We start from the raw sequence: 15895 nt of genomic DNA on the forward strand, positions 1-15895 counted from the left end.
AGGTCGCCAAGCTGCATCTCGACAAGATCGGCGCCCATCTCTCCGAGCTCTCCAAGGAGCAGGCCGACTACATCGGCGTGCCCCAGAACGGACCGTTCAAAAACGATACATATCGGTACTGAGGCCCAGGCCGGTCTTTTTCCAACCAGCCTGATATAACGAGGAAGGAAACCATGACTCGTAAAACCCAGGACCTCTTGGCGATTGGCAATGCCATCGTCGACGTCATCGCCCGGCAGGAGGAAACCTTCATCTCCTCCCACGGCCTCGAGAAGGGCGGCATGACGCTGATCGATGCGGCAGCTGCCGAGAAGCTCTACGACGACCTGGACCAGACGGTGTCAAATTCCGGAGGGTCGGCCGCGAACTCCGCGGCCGCCTTCTCCTCCCTGGGCGGTTCCGTGGAGTTCATAGGCAAGGTGCGTGACGATGCTCTCGGTCACGCTTTCACCCACGACCTGCGCTCCACCGGTGTGAAGTTCGAGGCTCCCCCTGCCGTGGAAGGGCCTCCGACAGGACACTGCATGGTGATGGTGACACCCGACGCGGAACGCACCATGGCCACCTGCCTGGGAATTGCCACCTCGCTGAATCCGGCCGATATCGACGAGGACGCCATCGCCAGAAGCCGTTACGTCTTCCTGGAAGGCTACCTCTTCGACAGCCCCTCCGCACGAGATGCCTGCTGGAAGGCGATCACGCTGGCCAAGCTCTACGGCAGCCAGATCGTGCTGACCCTCTCCGATGCCGGCTGTGTGGAACGCCACAAGGGCGTATTCAGCCGTCTTGTCCGCAATTTCTGGATTGACGTTCTCTTTGCAAACGAGACCGAGATCAATGCGCTGTTCGGCTCCGAGTCCGTTGAGGAAGCGGCCGAGGATGTGGCCGCCAGCTGTTCGCTGGCAGCCCTGACGCAGAGCGAAAAGGGCTCACTTATCGTCAGCGGCAACAACCGGATCCGCGTGCCGGTCGAAAGCCTCGGCAAAGCCGTGGATACTACCGGTGCCGGCGACCTCTATGCCGCCGGGTTCCTCTATGGCCTGTCCCAGGACAAGCCCCTCGAGGAGTGCGGACGTATCGGGGCCCTCGTGGCGGCGGAGAGCGTTACCCATCTCGGGGCGCGCTCCCAGCACGATCTCAAGGAACTGATTCACGACAAGGCCGCCTGAAAACGGCCGCACATGGCGGAAAGTTGATCTTTCCGCACCTTCGGGCCCCGGTCTGTCGACCGGGGCCTTTCTTGTGTCGAGCCTGTGTGGACTGAAGCCGACAGTTCACCTTTTTTCATCGCGCGCGGCCCTTTATAGTGCCCGGACAGCTACATCGTTTCCCACCTTCGGTGTGTTCACAACAAGTGACTGGAGCAAACCATGGGCCAGTTCGGTATCGGACAAGGCGTGCGTCGCCTCGAGGATCAGCGTTTCCTGACCGGGGAAGGCCGCTACACGGATGACATCACACTGCCGCGGCAATGCTATGCCGCCTTCGTGCGCAGCCCCTTCGCTCATGCTGTCATCACGGGAATCGAGTCCGAGGAGGCCGCCGGCCAGCCGGGCGTCCTTGGCATTTATACGGCCCAGGACCTTCAGGCCGCAGGCGTCGGGGACATCCCCTGTCTCGCTCTCATGAAAGGTCGCGACGGACGTCAGGTCGATACGCCCCCCTACCCCGCCCTGGCGCGAGACCGGGTCCATCATGTGGGCGATGCCGTCGTCATGGTGGTCGCGGAGACCGCCCAGCAGGCACGGGACGCCGCAGACCTGGTGGAGGTGGACTACGATCCCCTGGATGCCGTGACCGATGTCGGAGCCGCTCTGGCTGCCGAGGCCCCAAAGGTTCAGGAATCGCTTTCCGGCAACCTCTGCCTGGACTGGGCACAGGGCAACGAAACCGATGTCGAGGCTGCCTTCGCGAAAGCCGACCGGATCGCCCGGATCGAGCTGGTCAACAATCGCGTCGTAGTGAACTCCATGGAGCCGCGCGCCCTGATCGCAGATTACGATCCGCAGGAGGAGAAGTTCACGCTGCACACCGGCAGCCAGGGGCTGTTTCGCCTCAAGGATCAGTTCTGCCGGATGATCTTCGGCATCCCGGAAGACAAGCTGCATATCATAACACCCGATGTGGGCGGCGGCTTCGGCATGAAGATCTTCGCCTATCCCGAACAGGTGGCCTGCCTCTTCGCCGCACGTGAACTGGGTCGTCCGGTGCGCTGGACAGGGGAAAGGAACGAGAGTTTCCAGTCGGACACCCAGGGCCGAGACCATCAGACAACCGCCGAGATGGCGCTGGACAAGGAGGGACATTTCCTGGGCATCCGGATCTCGACCCTGGCCAACATGGGCGCCTACCTGTCCAACTTCGCCCCTTACATCCCTACTGGCGCCAGCACCCAGATGTATTCCGGTCTCTATCGCATTCCGGCCATTCATGCCGAGGTCAAATGCGTGCTGACAAATACCGTTCCCGTGGATGCCTACCGGGGAGCCGGACGTCCCGAAGCCTCCTATGTCATGGAGCGCCTGGTGGACGAGGCCGCCCGGGTGGCAGGACTCGATCGGCGAGAGATCCGGTTGCGCAACTTCATCCGCCCGGAAGACCTGCCCTATGACACGGGCCTCAACCGCATCTACGATTCCGGCGACTACCCTCGCCTTCTGCAGGAGGCCTGTCGCCAGGTCGACTGGGACAACTTCGAGACCCGGCGTGCGGAATCCCGCAGCCGAGGCATGCTGCGCGGCATCGGCCTTGCCTCCTACGTCGAGGCCTGTGGCGGCATCGGTGAGGAGGAAGCCCGCATCTCACTGGACCCGGACGGCGGCGTGACGCTGGTAATCGGGACCATGACCAATGGCCAGGGCCATCACACAGCTTATGCCCAGTTGCTGCACGACAAGTTCGGCCTGCCGCTGGAGAAAATCCGCATGGTGCAGGGCGATTCCGAGAAGGTGCACAAGGGCGGTGGTACGGGCGGTTCCCGCTCGCTTCTCATGGGCGGTATCTCGGCCCAGCGCGCCGCCGACAGGGTGATCGAGACAGCGCGCCAGATTGCCGGCGACCTGCTGGAAGCCGCACCTGACGACATCGAATTCGACGACGGCCTGTTCCGGATCGCCGGGACCGACCGCACTCTGGAACTCGCGGAGATCGCACAGCGCACCCACCAAGGCGGCGGCAACGGCCTGACCCCGATCGAGGAGACCGACGGCTACACGGCCGAGGCCCTGACTTTCCCCAATGGCTGCCATGTCTGCGAGCTCGAGGTGGATCCGGACACCGGCTGTTCGAAGATACTCGACTACGTGGTCGTCGACGACTTCGGGACTGTCGTCAATCCCATGCTGGCGGCCGGTCAGGTACATGGCGGTGTGGCGCAGGGTCTGGGCCAGGCCCTGCTTGAGCATACGGTCTATGACGAGGAGGGACAGTTGATCACCGCGTCCTTCATGGACTACACCATGCCACGGGCCGACGACGTCCCTGATGTCAGGTTGACCCTGGTGCAGGACATGCCGTGCAAGACCAACCCCATGGGTGTAAAGGGAGCTGGCGAGGCCGGTGCCATCGGGGCGCCGCCCGCCATCATGAACGCGCTCATGGATGCGCTGGCGCCCGCGGGTGTGAAGCGTATCGACATGCCCGCCACACCGGAACAGGTTTGGCGGGTGTTGCAGGCCGCGTCCTGAGGTCCCGACACGCACCAACGGAACACCGCATCATGGAACGCACAGCCCCTCGAATAAACCGGCAGCAGATGGTCGAGGATCTCAGAGTCCTGGCCGAAGCGGCCGGCAAGGTGACCCTGCGCTACTACGGCAAGGGGGACGAGATGGAGCTGCGCGAAAAGGCGGATTCCTCTCCGGTGACGAAGGCCGACGAAGCCTGTGAAGTCCTCATACTGGAAGCTCTGGCCCAGCAGACCCCGGACATTCCGGTCATCTCGGAGGAAGCTGCTGAGGCCGGGAAGTTGCCGAGCCTCCTGGCCCAGCAGTCTTTCTGGCTGGTCGACCCTCTCGACGGCACCAAGGAGTTCATCTCCGGCAACGGCGAGTTTACCGTCAACATCGCCCTGATCGAAGGGGGGCGCCCCGTCATGGGAGTCGTACATGCCCCGGCCCTGGGCAAGACCTGGATCGGCGCCGATGGTCGAGCATTCTTCGCATCCAGCGAGGCACCGCTTTCCCCGATCGAGAGTCGTCAGCGCCCCGAGGCGGGCCTCACGGTCGTGGCCAGCCGGCGTCACGGCACCGGCGGCGAGCTTGAAGACTTTCTTGCCGGATACAGCATTGCCGAGCGCGTCAGCGCAGGCTCCTCGCTCAAGTTCTGCCTGGTGGCCCAAGGGGACGCCGATCTGTATCCGCGCTTTGGACGCACCATGGAATGGGATACAGCAGCCGGCCAGGCCGTCCTGGAGGCGGCCGGCGGGCATGTGGAAACCCGAGAAGGCACCCCGCTGACCTATGGCAAGCCTGGGTTCGAGAATCCCTTCTTCATAGCCCATGGCCGCACCTGACCACGGGCGGCCGGCCACACAGGCCAGTAGAGAATTGAAACAATTGGAACGGATATGTCACTGAAGTCCCCGGTTATCACCGTCATGACCAAGGCCGCCGGCAAGGCCGCGCGGCATCTCAAGCGTGATTTCGGAGAGGTCGAGAACCTCCAGGTTTCCCGCAAGGGACCCGCTGACTTCGTCTCCAATGCCGACCTGAAGGCCGAGAAAATCCTGCGCGAAGAGCTGTCCCACGCACGCCCCAATTTCGGTTTCCTTATGGAGGAAAGCGGGGCGAGCGAAGGTGACGACACGTTGCAGCGCCGATGGATCGTTGATCCATTGGACGGCACCACGAATTTCCTGCATGGCCTGCCCCACTTCGCGATATCGCTTGCGCTGGAGGAGCGCGGGGAGATCGTTGCCGCCGTGGTCTACGATCCCATCAAGGACGAGATGTTCACGGCAGAGAAGGGAAACGGGACCTTCCTGAATGACCGGCGTCTGCGGGTCTCGTCCCGCCGCCGCATGGACGAGGCAATCTTTGCCACGGGAATTCCCTTCAAGGGACTGGAGGGCCATGAACGGTTCCTGGACGAGGTCCGCGAGGTCATGGCGGTCAGTGCCGGAGTACGCCGCTGGGGCACGGCTTCACTTGACCTGGCCTATGTCGCCGCCGGTCGTTTCGACGGGTTCTGGGAATGGGGCCTGCAGCCCTGGGATTATTCCGCAGGTGCTCTGCTCGTCCGCGAGGCCGGCGGTTACATAAGTGAGATCGGCGGCCGCAGCCTGAGCTCCAAGAGCCCGAACCTCGTCTGCGCCAACACCAATCTCCATCGCGAGCTGGATGAACTCCTGCGCAAAAGCAGAAAGGCCTGAGCCAGCCCGACTGTGACCAGAAACAGGCCGAAAACGGGCAAAAACGGTTGTTAGCCAAACGGATCAGCCTTAAGGTTCGCCTGCTGAATGGGGTCCGCCCCCGGGGGAAAACGGCAGCAGGAATCTGATAGAGTGAGACGTTCCAATATCGTATCGCTTTCGAGGCGTGGTACCAGCCATCGTGATACGGCCTTGCCGAAAATGGCTCTGCTGGCTGCCATGGGGTTGATCGTAATGATCTGCGCATCCGAAACAGCGCTCGCGCAAAGCGGCTCCGGCAACGCTGCCATCACCATCAATCGCGATGTCATCGAATCGCTGGGCGACAGCACTACGAACACGCAAGGCACCAACGCCCGGGCCCGGCAACAGACCACGCCCTGGGGCACGCCCCTGCCCGGTTCTCCCTTTGCCCGTCTGCCTGCCCGCGAATACAGCGACAGCAGCAGCGTTGCAGGAGAACAGGGCCTGGCCTTTCCGCCCCAGGACATGCCGCGGTCCACGCTCATGCTCGGGGACGGGAAGGACGAACAGCCTGCGAGCCCCACCCGGACATCCCGGAGCAGCGCGGACCGGCAGTCGGATGCAACTTCGGGCTTGCGCACGCCCCGGCAAACGGAAAGGAGCCGGGCACCCGCCGAACCGGCCCGCGGGAAACCGCGTTCCGTTATCGGTGACGAAGAGCCTGAACAACCGGAAGCAATCGCCACCCGGAGCGAGACGGATCCGGCCCCACAACCTAGGGAAAGCACTGCCCAGCGCGAAGCTCCTGAAGAGGACAGCCCCGTAATGGCGAGCGAGTCCGATCAAGAGGATGCGCAAGCAAGCGCCGAACCCGAGCGCGAAATTGACCAGCCGGAGACAGCCGCCTCTTCCGAACCTTCGCGCACTGAGGAAAGCGAGGTGGCATCAACCGATAGCGCCACGACAGAGCCTGCCCAGGCGCAGGAGAGTGAGGATACTGAAAGCGGCACGACCACGACGGAACCGACAGCCTCGGCCTCTTCCGAAGCGGAGCAGCCCGCCGAAACCGATACAAGCGAAAGCGAGAGCGGAACAAGCTCGGCGTCAAACGCCGAGGAGGCGGAGGAAACCAGCGTGGCTGCGTCCCAGTCGCCAGAAGATCAGCAGGAGGCATCGGACACCGAGCGCGAAGCCGACACGGATACACAGAGCGAGGAAACTCAGCAGGCCGCCCTGCCCGATCAGGCCGAAAGCGAGGGCATCGCCGAGACCACCCTTACTTTCTCCTCCGAATCCGCAGACTTGAGCAACGAGGCCCAACAGCAACTGCGTGAGCTTGCCGCACAGCTCTCACAGAAGCCTTCGGCCCGCATACAGCTTTTGGCCTATGCGCAAGGCTCCGACGACGATGCCAGCCAGGCCCGCCGGCTTTCCCTGTCCCGCGCGCTCGCGGTGCGGGCATATCTGCTCGATCATGGCATCCGGTCCACCCGAATCGACGTGCGCGCCCTCGGTCATGACGCGCCAGGCAGCGGGCCCATCGATCGGGTCGACATCGTTCCCGAAGACCCGGAAGAGTCCTGAGTGGTGAGGATCGCGCCTGGCCTGATCAAACAGGGCACGAAGGGTCGGAGGTGTCATATTTGTTACTTACTTGGCCGCTAGCTTCACCTCACAGCCAGGGAGCAATCGCTACACCGTCATGACCCGACCTCAGATCTATCTCATCCGAATGGGCATCTTTCTGGCCCTTGTCGCGGCTGTGGGAGCGGTGTTGGCTCCCGAGGTGCGTGACGCCTTCATGGCCAATGCCGCACTGAACGGAATGATCCTGGGTGTCCTGCTGTTCGGCATCGCCTACAGTTTCCGGCAGGTCTTTCAGCTGCGTCGCGAGATCGCGTTCCTGGAACAGCTCAAGAGCGAAAGCAGCGGCGGCCTGATCTACCCTGGCGCGATTTCCAATATGTCCGCACCGCACCTGCTGAGCCCCATGGCCCAGATGATGCGCGAGCGCAAGGGGCGCCTGACGCTCTCGGCCATGTCCATGCGCACCCTGCAGGACGGCATTCGCATGCGCATCGACGAAAGCCACGATATCTCGCGCTACCTGATCGGGCTGCTGATCTTTCTCGGGCTGCTGGGCACCTTCTGGGGCCTGGTCGAAACCGTGGGCGCTGTCAGCGAAACCATCGGCAGCCTGTCGGGCGGCACCGGCAGCGCTGGCACCATGTTCGAAGAGTTGCAGGCTGGGCTGCAAAGGCCGCTCTCCGGCATGGGAACGGCCTTTTCCTCCTCGCTGTTCGGGCTGGCCGGTTCGCTGGTCCTCGGATTCCTGGAACTGCAGTCAGGACAGGCGCACAACCGCTTCATGAACGAACTGGAGGAATGGCTCTCGAGCATGACCCGTCTCTCCGGTGGCGGTGCTCAGGTGGGAGAGGGTGAAACCTCGGTTCCAGCCTACCTGCAGGCTCTCCTGGAGCATACCGCAGACAGTCTCCAGAACCTGCAGCGTACCATCGAGCGTGGCGAGGAGGATCGCCAGTATGCCAACCGGAATCTCGGTATCCTGACTGAGCGGCTGACCCAGTTGACCGACCAGATGCGCACTGAGCAGGAGGTCATGAAGCGTCTGGCCGACACGCACAGCGCGATCCGCACTCTGTTGAACCAGCTCAATGAAGGCAGTTTTTCCGGCGGTGGCATGGACGATGCGACCAGGGATCATATTCGCAACATGAACCTCTATCTCAGCCGCATTTCCGAGGAGATCTCGCATGGCCGTGAGCAGTCGGTAGAAGAGATCCGCGGCGAAATCCGCCTGCTCGCACGCACCATTGCCGCCCTCGCCGAGGAGTCTCAGTCCTGATACCGCAGCACGGACCATGTACAACCTGAACCGCAGCTCCCGAACACACGCGGTCAACATCTGGCCGGGCTTCGTCGACGCCCTGGCCACGCTGCTGCTCGTGGTCATTTTCGTGCTGATGGTCTTCGCGGTCAGCCAGTACTTTCTCTCGGCCGCCCTCACCAGCAAGGATGAGCAGCTTTCCGAGCTGGACAGGGAAATCGCCCAGCTGGCGGAACAGCTGGCCATGGAGCGGGAGACCAACCAGGATCTGCGGGACAGCCTCTCCCAGCTTTCCTCGGAACTCCAGTCTTCCCTGGCCGAACGCCAGCGGCTCAGTGATCAGCTCGAGGAAAGCCAGGAGACACGTGATACCCTTGAGAGTCAGCTTGCAGCCTTGCAGGACGAACGTGACAGCCTGTCCGAGGAATTGGAAAGCACCCGCGAGGCGCGTGATGCCCTGCGTAGCCGCTTGTCCGAAGCCCAGCAGGAAGGCGATGAGCTCAGCAGCCGCCTGGCCGAGTCCGAGGAAGAGCGTGAGGACCTGCGCACGCGCTTGTCTGAAACCCAGGAACAGCGTGACGAGCTGCGCACTCGCTTGGCTGAATCCGAGGAAGAGAGCGAACAACTGCGCAGCCAGCTCGAAGAGAGCCAGCAGGCCCGTGAAACCCTGGACGAAGAGCTTGCGGATGCGCAGGGCATAAGCGACGAGCTGCGCCAGGAGCTGGAGAACGCCTATGCCGAGATCGATGCCAACAAGGAGCTGATCGAAACCCAGTTGTCGGAACTGGCCACTCTGCAAAGCCTGCGCGACGAGTTGGAGCAACAGATGGCCGAACTGGAAAATCGCATTGCCGAGCAACAGCGCCTTCTGGCCGCCAACGAGGAGGAACTGGCCGAGCGGGAGGAGGAAGGCGAAGACCTGCGCGCCCAATTGGCGGCAAGTGAGGAAGAAAGCGAACGGCTACGCGAGGAACGCGCGCGCCTGCAAAGCCGGTTGGCCGAGAGCGATGAGCGAACTGAGGAACTGGAACAGGACCGTGCAAACCTGCAAAGCCGGCTGGCGGAGAGCGAAGAGAGAAGCCAGGAACTGGAAGAAGAACGCGCCAACCTGCGGGGCCAGTTAACGGATACCCAGGACTTCGCCGTGGAACAGCAGGAACTGACGGAAGAGGCCCGGCGCAAGGTGGATCTGCTCAATCGCCAGCTGGCCTCGCTGCGCCGGCAGATTGCCTCCCTCAACGATGCGCTCGACGCGGCGGAAGCGCGTAACGAGGAGCAGGAAGCCCAGATTGCCGACCTGGGCCGCCGCCTCAACGTTGCCCTGGCCAACAAGGTTCAGGATCTGGCGCGCTATCGCTCGGAATTCTTCGGCCGGCTGCGCGAGGTGTTGGGTGACAATCCGGATATCGAGATCGTCGGTGACCGCTTTGTTTTCCAGGCCGAAGTCCTCTTTCCGAGCGGCTCAGCTACCATGCAGCCCGAAGGACGCGATCAGATACAACAACTGGCAGACCAGTTACACAACATTGCCGAAAAGATCCCTGATGACATCGACTGGGTCCTGAGAATCGACGGGCACACGGACAAACGCCCCATCCAGACAGCTCGCTTTCCCTCGAACTGGGAGCTTTCAGCAGCCCGGGCGATTTCCGTAGTCGAGCTCCTGATCGATGAGGGCATTCCGGCCGATCGTCTGGCTGCGGCCGGCTTCGGCGACAATCAGCCGATCGTGGAGGGGGATACGGAAGAGGCTTATCAGCGCAACCGGCGGATCGAGATCAAGCTGACCCAGCGCTGAACCACTCGCTTCCGGTTAGCCCGCCTTGGCGGAGTGGCCCTCCCGGCCTTACTCCGCTGCGTTCTGTGCTTGATTGAACTGGAGGGCTGCCAGACGAGCGTAGAGCCCCTCTCTGTTCTTTATCAATTCGTTGTGCGGCCCACTGTCCACGATCCGTCCCTTGTCCATGACGATAATGCGGTTCGCCTTCTGGACCGTCGCCAGCCGATGGGCGATCACCAGGGTCGTACGTCCTTCCATGATGTGCTCCAACGCATCCTGAACCATGCGTTCACTCTCCGCATCCAGGGCCGACGTCGCCTCGTCGAGCAGCAGGATTGCGGGATTGCGCAGGATCGCCCTGGCGATGGCCAGGCGTTGACGCTGTCCTCCGGACAGACGCACGCCGCGCTCGCCCAGGAAAGTGTCCAGCCCGTCCGGCAGGGCCTGCAGGAAGTCCAGGCAGGCTGCGGCCCGGGCCGCCTCCAGGACCTCCTGGTCACTGGCATCTGGGCGGCCATAGCGGATGTTCTCCCAGGCATTCTCGGAGAAAATGACCGGATCCTGGGAGACAAAGCCAATACGCTGGCGCACGGCCTCGGGATCGGCCTGCCCGAGGTCCACGCCATCCATGAGAATGCGCCCCTGGTCCGGATCATAGAAGCGCAGCAGCAGCTGAAAGACCGTGGTCTTACCCGCTCCCGAAGGCCCCACCAGAGCCACGCGTTCACCGCTGTCTACAGCAAGGGTGAACGCGTTGAGGGCCGGCAGGTCGGGACGCGCGGGGTAATGGAAGTTCACTTCCTCGAAAGCGACACGGCCCTGTGCTGGCTCGGGCATGGGGTCGGGGTTCTCCGGCGCCTGGATGTCCGGCTGCGTGGACAACAGATCGACCAGGCGCTCCGTGGCACCGGCAGCTCGTTGCAGGTCACCGATCACCTCTCCGATGGCCCCCACCGACCCGGCCACCACCACGGCATAGAAGACGAAAGCGGCGAGTTCCCCGCCGCTCATGCGCCCGGCCAGGACATCCTGTCCCCCGATCCAGAGGATCGCGGCGACGGCTCCGAAAACCAGCAGGATCACCAGGGCCGTCAACCAGGCGCGTGCGCGGATGCGACGCACGGCCGTCTCGAAAGCCTGCTCGCTGCGCCAGGCAAAGCGCCGGCGATCCTCGTCCTCGTGATTGAAAGCCTGGACAGTGCGTATTCCGACCAGGGTCTCGTCCACATAGGCGCCGACATCGGCAACGCGGTCCTGGCTTTCCCGCGAGAGTTTGCGCACTCGCCGTCCATAGATGATGATCGGCAGCACGACGAAGGGCACGACCACGAGCACCAACCCCGTCAGCCGGGGAGAGGTTACCATCAGCAGCACAAGGCCGCCCACCAGCAGCAGGAGATTGCGCAGGGCGATGGACACCGACGTGCCCACCACGGTCTGTAGCAGCGTGGTATCTGTAGTCAGGCGAGAGAGGATCTCGCCGGTACGCGTGGTTTCGAAATAGGCGGGAGACAGGCTGACCACGTGATTGAACACGGCCTTGCGAATATCGGCGATCACCCGCTCGCCGATCCATGAAACCAGGAAGTAGCGCGCAAAGGAGGCGGCCGCCAACACCACGATCGCACAGGCCAAAACCAGAAGCGCTCGATCCAGCAGAGCGGCATCCCCAGCCGTGAACCCGCGGTCGACCAGCTGACGGATACCGATTCCGAAGGTCAAGAGCGTCCCGGCCGCCACCGTCAGAGCAACCAAAGCCCCTGCCACATGAAGCTTGTAGGGTCGCACGAAGTGCCAGAGATAACTGAGGACACTGAAGTCCCGACTCTTGGGGCGCTGGGTCATGCGTGCTGACTGCAAGGGGCTGGGCGTTTGCGAACGAGCCATCTGTCCTGAATTCGAAAGGAAGCGGATATTGCCGATACTGCGGGGTTCATCGCATGCACGCAGCCCTCAGGCAAGCCTTGGCCCCCGCGACAGATCCTCCCGCCAACTGTTGCAAAGGGCGGGCAGCTCGGTTATATAGCCACGCTGCTGAGGAGATAGCATCATGAAACAAGACATCCATCCCGATTACCATGAAATCACGGTCGTCATGACCGACGGGTCGGAGGTCACCACGCGGTCGACCTACGGAAATCCGGGCGACACGCTGCGTCTGGATATCGACCCGAAGACGCATCCGGCATGGACCGGCGTACATCGTGTCCTCGACCGTGGTGGACAGATGGCGAAGTTCAAGAAGCGTTTCGGGGATTTCGGTCTCAAATCGTCCTGAAACGACAAGCATGGAACAAGAAAAAGGGCGGCTTTCGAGCCGCCCTTTTTCGTTGCCTGCGCAACTGGCCGGATTACTCCAGGACCTCTCGACGACGGCCCATCACATGGGGCCGCTGGAGGAGGAAACCTGATCGCTTTCCAGAAGCGGACCCAGCATCCGATCCGAGAAACGGTTGTCCTCGATCGGCTGACCAGCGAACTGCCCGTTGTTCTGCGGCAATTGAAGACTGTAGCTCATGCTTTCTCCGACCTTTCCGGCCATCTTGCGCAGTTGCTCCTCGCTGCGTCGGCTGACGATCTTGAGTTCAAGCGGGCCATCCGACCAGTCGACGATATTGAAGTCGTTTTCCCGGTTCACTTCCACTGAAGGGCTTTCCGGGCGTTCCCTGGGGGACAGCATGATGGCCACGGTTTCTCCCTTCTCGTCGGAGTAGAGCAGATGCAGCGCCGGTGCGTTGTCCTTCTTGACCTGACGCGCGTTCTGCAGCTCGTATCCGAACAGGGATAGATCTGGCGGATTGAAACTCATGCCGAAGGCATTGCCTCCGACACTCCTGTTCAACTCCGAGATGGCCTGCTCCTCGATCAGCGGCTGCTGTTCCAGCTGATCAAGCAATGGCTTGGACCCACCGGACGCCGGCATCGCCTGTGTCTGCCCCGTCTCCACTTCCTGGGTCTCCGCAGTACTGGAGATCTGGGTGCCACCTCCCAGCGGACTGACAGGCAATCCGGACTGGCCGACCCACCATCCGCTTCCGGCCGCCAGAACGACCGACGCCGCGACCCCGGCCCAACGCAGTACCGGCACAAAAGAAGGCCGGCGCGACCAGTGGGTTGCCGCGGTCAACCGTGCGGGAACGGGCTCCTCGGCAACGTCATCAAACGCGCTGCGTATGGCTTCGTTCTGCGCGAAATACGCGCGCACTCGAGCATTGTCTTCGGGATTCTGCAGAAGATAGGCCTCGACCTCGGCACGTCGCGCGGGATCGAGGCGATCGTCCACATAGCCCATGAGGTCGAGTTCAGTGATCTGCTCGTAGCTTTTTCGATCTGTCATTTCACCCTCCTGAGCGTGGCTGTAGAGGGCGGCTTTTCTTCCGTAATCGCATGGATCTGCCTGAGCGTTTCACGGCCGCGTGAAAGGCGGGACTTGAGGGTCCCGAGTTCCACTCCGAGTATCGTGGCCGCCTCCGTATAGGATACACCTTCCAGGGCCACCAGCATGATGGCTTCCCGCTGATCTTCTGGCAGACGATCCAGTGCTTCGAGAATGGTCTTGCACTCCAACTGCTTGTGCTGCGCCGGCTGTACAATACTGACGGTCTCCTCGATCGCCTCATCCGTCGGCGCTGCATAGCGCGTTTTGCGGCCATTGAGATAAACGGTGTAGAGAATGCGGAACAGCCAGCTTTTGACACTTCCCTGGCTGCGTAACTGCTTGCGCTTTCGTATGGCGCGTTCCAGACAATCCTGAACCAGGTCATCGGCACGGACAGGGTCACGTACAAGCGCGCGCGCATAGCGCCTCAGGCCCGCTGTTTCCCTGGATATCAACCAGCCATAATCGTCACTCACTTGGCACTCCCTCACCTGCCCGTCTCCAGCCACTCGCGTCCGAATGATCCGTCGAGCGGCCATTCCAAAGAAAAGCAACCCGTATAATGTCGGTAATCCTTTCCTGTATTCAATGACAGAAGCACAATGGTTTTTGTTCCCGCCTATATTAAATTTTATACATCTTCATATATTTCATCCATGAATATCAGAAGCTTGGCCGTTCAGCTTCGCGGCAGGAAGTTTTTTTGCATGGACAGGGAACTTTAAGGCTGGTTGCAGTGTCTTACATCACAGGAGCATGCAATGCTCTTGCACCTATACTGCAATCTTCAAGGAGTTCTCATATGTCGACCCGTTTTTCGCTTCGCAGCACGACCGCCGCTCTGATCATGGGCAGTGCCATGGCATTCGGTGCAGCTGCAGCCAGTGCGGCCGACGCCCCGCAGACAGATGACGGTTCGTTCGACCTCGCCCAGAGCAGCACCGACGACAACATGGAAAACAACATGCAGGAGGGCGGTTCAGTCGACGACTATTCCGATCAGGAGCTTCAGGACTACGTTCTGGCCATGCAGGACGTATCCGAGATCGGCCAGGAGAAGGAACCCGAGATCGCCAACGCTGAAAGCGAAGAAGAGGCTCAGGAAATCTGGCAGAACGCTCAGGAAGAGATGGCTGCCGCCGTGGAAGAGCGCGGCCTGACTGTCGAGAAGTACAACGAGATCACTCAGGCAGCCCAGAGCGATCCTGAACTCGCCTCCAAGCTCAATTCGATGGTTGAATCCAGTAACTGAAGTCTCCTTCACGTCCCTGTTTTACAGGCACCTGAAGTTCATGAAAGCCGGCCCTTTCGGGCCGGCTTTCTTTTTCTCAATGAAACGTTATCAGTCAAAAAAAGCGGCCGCCCCTCAGGGCGGCCGCTTCCTTGAAGTCTCTTGCGATGTGAAACTGAGGATAATCAGTTCATGGAGTCACCGGTACCGCTGCCACTGTCATTCATCTCGGCTGGCTGATCTGCTTCCTCAACTGGCTCGCAGGCCGCCAGGAAACCAAAGGCAGCGAATAGGGCGGCAAAGATCCAAAGACGGGACATGATATTCTCCTATCCAATATCCAACTGTCTTTCAGGCCAACCCGCAGTGAAGAACACACCGCGGTGACCACTACTGATAAGACAGACGGAAACAGCAAAAGGTTCCATAGGCAGACAAATTTTTTGTCCTATTGCGAATAAATCCTGAATATTCGTTTAAACACAACAGGATCAGAAATTTACTTAAAGTCCAGCTCCGCCCGATAGGCCTGCAGAGAAAATTTCACGGCCAGAGCAAATGAGGCAATCGCCACCACGACACCGACGGCAATGATGACGGGCTGCGGAGCATCGAAAAGCCCCAGCAGGGCCCAATCGAGTGCAGCCCCTATGGCAAGGAGCACATCAAAGAGTATGATGCCTGCCAGCGCGGCAGGAATCACGGAAAGCCACACAACCGGCCTAGATGCTGGACGTGGGGGCGTCATGGCGGAATCTCCACTGAAGAAAAGGGATTACAGGAAGACTATATGGAGAAACCGTTGCGGGCGACAGCCGCTCATAATTCATAGCTGCTGTGGGAGCCATGCAATAACCAAGGGACGCTCTATTGGCTGTCCAATTGCGCGTCCAGACGCTGAATCCGAAGGTACAGGTCATAACTGCGCTGCAGCAGCTGGGTCATGCGTTCCGGCAGGACAACTTCCTTTTCGTGATGACTCTGCGTACAGATAGCTTGCTCGGTCAGCCTGCGTTCGGGTGCACGAGCCTCTTCGCTGGTAATTTCTCCGGCATGGAGTGCCTTCTGGACAAATAGCCAAGCCATGATCTCTGTGGCCCGACTGGTCAGGCGCATGCTTTCACACGACGCGGTCAGTCTTGCCACGGGAGGCAGCTCTTCGCAGTCCCTGCGCCATTGGTGGGCAATATAATCGCGAATCTCCCGGGTCAGTGAGAGGGCTTCGCGATAGGTACCGTCCATGAAGGAAACGCCTCCAGCGGTCGTGCCCGAGGCAAGACTCTGGTTGTCGCTGTCCCTGTAATCCGTCATATCACCCTTCT

At 61.2% G+C, this 15895-nt stretch carries 16 protein-coding genes; 10 read left to right on the top strand and 6 right to left on the bottom strand.

Features of this window, described 5'->3' with window-relative positions:
- Positions 1 to 11 precede the first annotated feature (11 nt).
- The 8 genes from ACFOW6_RS17540 to ACFOW6_RS17575 all read left to right on the top strand — a co-directional run bounded on the left by ACFOW6_RS17540 (position 12) and on the right by ACFOW6_RS17575 (position 9981).
- Positions 12 to 122 carry an adenosylhomocysteinase gene (locus tag ACFOW6_RS17540; RefSeq protein WP_449267372.1) on the top strand — a complete coding sequence of 37 codons (111 nt, stop codon included), beginning with the start codon at positions 12 to 14 and terminating at the stop codon, positions 120 to 122.
- Positions 123 to 173: 51 nt separating this feature from the next.
- Positions 174 to 1169 carry an adenosine kinase gene (locus tag ACFOW6_RS17545; protein ID WP_382423732.1) on the top strand — a complete coding sequence of 332 codons (996 nt, stop codon included), beginning with the start codon at positions 174 to 176 and terminating at the stop codon, positions 1167 to 1169.
- Positions 1170 to 1370: 201 nt separating this feature from the next.
- On the top strand, positions 1371 to 3686 hold the full coding sequence (locus ACFOW6_RS17550) for a xanthine dehydrogenase family protein molybdopterin-binding subunit (protein WP_382423733.1): 2316 nt from the start codon (positions 1371 to 1373) through the stop codon (positions 3684 to 3686).
- A 32-nt stretch (positions 3687 to 3718) separates the two neighbouring features.
- Positions 3719 to 4513 (top strand): 3'(2'),5'-bisphosphate nucleotidase CysQ, encoded by a 795-nt coding sequence (gene cysQ / locus ACFOW6_RS17555; protein ID WP_382423734.1) that lies wholly within the window; start codon positions 3719 to 3721, stop codon positions 4511 to 4513.
- A gap of 54 nt (positions 4514 to 4567) precedes the next feature.
- The gene (locus ACFOW6_RS17560; protein WP_382423735.1) at positions 4568 to 5371 is read left to right on the top strand and encodes an inositol monophosphatase family protein; all 804 of its coding nucleotides are present in this window, start codon (positions 4568 to 4570) and stop codon (positions 5369 to 5371) included.
- Between the two features lie 132 nt (positions 5372 to 5503).
- Positions 5504 to 6919, top strand: coding sequence for an OmpA family protein (locus tag ACFOW6_RS17565; protein ID WP_382423736.1), 1416 nt, complete (start codon positions 5504 to 5506; stop codon positions 6917 to 6919).
- 118 nt (positions 6920 to 7037) lie between these two features.
- Positions 7038 to 8201 carry a flagellar motor protein MotA gene (locus ACFOW6_RS17570; protein WP_382423737.1) on the top strand — a complete coding sequence of 388 codons (1164 nt, stop codon included), beginning with the start codon at positions 7038 to 7040 and terminating at the stop codon, positions 8199 to 8201.
- 16 nt (positions 8202 to 8217) lie between these two features.
- Positions 8218 to 9981, top strand: a complete 1764-nt coding sequence (locus ACFOW6_RS17575) for a peptidoglycan -binding protein (protein ID WP_382423738.1) — start codon at positions 8218 to 8220, stop codon at positions 9979 to 9981.
- A gap of 48 nt (positions 9982 to 10029) precedes the next feature.
- Here ACFOW6_RS17575 and ACFOW6_RS17580 read toward each other — a convergent pair whose 3' ends face one another.
- Entirely contained in the window at positions 10030 to 11808 is a 1779-nt protein-coding gene (locus tag ACFOW6_RS17580; protein ID WP_382423739.1) for an ABC transporter transmembrane domain-containing protein, read from the bottom strand.
- 205 nt (positions 11809 to 12013) lie between these two features.
- On the opposite strand from ACFOW6_RS17580, the gene rpmE reads away from it, so the two are divergent.
- Positions 12014 to 12241: a 50S ribosomal protein L31 gene (gene rpmE / locus ACFOW6_RS17585; RefSeq protein WP_382423740.1), complete on the top strand. Its 228-nt coding sequence runs from the start codon at positions 12014 to 12016 to the stop codon at positions 12239 to 12241.
- A gap of 102 nt (positions 12242 to 12343) precedes the next feature.
- Here the strand turns inward: rpmE and ACFOW6_RS17590 are convergent, their stop codons facing one another.
- Together ACFOW6_RS17590 and ACFOW6_RS17595 are read right to left on the bottom strand one after the other, a co-directional pair.
- Positions 12344 to 13300: an anti-sigma factor family protein gene (locus ACFOW6_RS17590; RefSeq protein ID WP_382423741.1), complete on the bottom strand. Its 957-nt coding sequence runs from the start codon at positions 13298 to 13300 to the stop codon at positions 12344 to 12346.
- The gene (locus tag ACFOW6_RS17595; protein ID WP_382423742.1) at positions 13297 to 13818 is read right to left on the bottom strand and encodes a sigma-70 family RNA polymerase sigma factor; all 522 of its coding nucleotides are present in this window, start codon (positions 13816 to 13818) and stop codon (positions 13297 to 13299) included. Before ACFOW6_RS17595 ends, ACFOW6_RS17590 begins: the two co-directional genes overlap by 4 nt.
- Before the next feature lie 326 nt (positions 13819 to 14144).
- On the opposite strand from ACFOW6_RS17595, the gene ACFOW6_RS17600 reads away from it, so the two are divergent.
- On the top strand, positions 14145 to 14594 hold the full coding sequence (locus ACFOW6_RS17600; RefSeq protein ID WP_382423743.1) for a DUF4168 domain-containing protein: 450 nt from the start codon (positions 14145 to 14147) through the stop codon (positions 14592 to 14594).
- 164 nt (positions 14595 to 14758) lie between these two features.
- Here ACFOW6_RS17600 and ACFOW6_RS17605 read toward each other — a convergent pair whose 3' ends face one another.
- The 3 genes from ACFOW6_RS17605 to ACFOW6_RS17615 all read right to left on the bottom strand — a co-directional run bounded on the left by ACFOW6_RS17605 (position 14759) and on the right by ACFOW6_RS17615 (position 15884).
- Positions 14759 to 14893, bottom strand: coding sequence for a hypothetical protein (locus ACFOW6_RS17605; protein ID WP_382423744.1), 135 nt, complete (start codon positions 14891 to 14893; stop codon positions 14759 to 14761).
- Between the two features lie 179 nt (positions 14894 to 15072).
- Positions 15073 to 15321, bottom strand: a complete 249-nt coding sequence (locus ACFOW6_RS17610) for a hypothetical protein (protein WP_382423745.1) — start codon at positions 15319 to 15321, stop codon at positions 15073 to 15075.
- Between the two features lie 119 nt (positions 15322 to 15440).
- On the bottom strand, positions 15441 to 15884 hold the full coding sequence (locus tag ACFOW6_RS17615; protein WP_382423746.1) for a DUF1465 family protein: 444 nt from the start codon (positions 15882 to 15884) through the stop codon (positions 15441 to 15443).
- Positions 15885 to 15895 lie beyond the last annotated feature (11 nt).

The organism is Fodinicurvata halophila (genome assembly GCF_042651425.1).
GTDB lineage: Bacteria > Pseudomonadota > Alphaproteobacteria > Kiloniellales > DSM-21159 > Fodinicurvata > Fodinicurvata halophila.

Coding starts and splice junctions, on each gene's coding strand:
- ACFOW6_RS17545 (WP_382423732.1), top strand. CDS start 174: ATGACTCGTAAAACCCAGGACCTCTTGGCGATTGGCAATGCCATCGTC.
- ACFOW6_RS17550 (WP_382423733.1), top strand. CDS start 1,371: ATGGGCCAGTTCGGTATCGGACAAGGCGTGCGTCGCCTCGAGGATCAG.
- cysQ (WP_382423734.1), top strand. CDS start 3,719: ATGGAACGCACAGCCCCTCGAATAAACCGGCAGCAGATGGTCGAGGAT.
- ACFOW6_RS17560 (WP_382423735.1), top strand. CDS start 4,568: ATGTCACTGAAGTCCCCGGTTATCACCGTCATGACCAAGGCCGCCGGC.
- ACFOW6_RS17570 (WP_382423737.1), top strand. CDS start 7,038: ATGACCCGACCTCAGATCTATCTCATCCGAATGGGCATCTTTCTGGCC.
- ACFOW6_RS17575 (WP_382423738.1), top strand. CDS start 8,218: ATGTACAACCTGAACCGCAGCTCCCGAACACACGCGGTCAACATCTGG.
- ACFOW6_RS17580 (WP_382423739.1), bottom strand. CDS start 11,808: ATGACCCAGCGCCCCAAGAGTCGGGACTTCAGTGTCCTCAGTTATCTC.
- rpmE (WP_382423740.1), top strand. CDS start 12,014: ATGAAACAAGACATCCATCCCGATTACCATGAAATCACGGTCGTCATG.
- ACFOW6_RS17590 (WP_382423741.1), bottom strand. CDS start 13,300: ATGACAGATCGAAAAAGCTACGAGCAGATCACTGAACTCGACCTCATG.
- ACFOW6_RS17600 (WP_382423743.1), top strand. CDS start 14,145: ATGTCGACCCGTTTTTCGCTTCGCAGCACGACCGCCGCTCTGATCATG.
- ACFOW6_RS17605 (WP_382423744.1), bottom strand. CDS start 14,893: ATGTCCCGTCTTTGGATCTTTGCCGCCCTATTCGCTGCCTTTGGTTTC.
- ACFOW6_RS17610 (WP_382423745.1), bottom strand. CDS start 15,321: ATGACGCCCCCACGTCCAGCATCTAGGCCGGTTGTGTGGCTTTCCGTG.
- ACFOW6_RS17615 (WP_382423746.1), bottom strand. CDS start 15,884: ATGACGGATTACAGGGACAGCGACAACCAGAGTCTTGCCTCGGGCACG.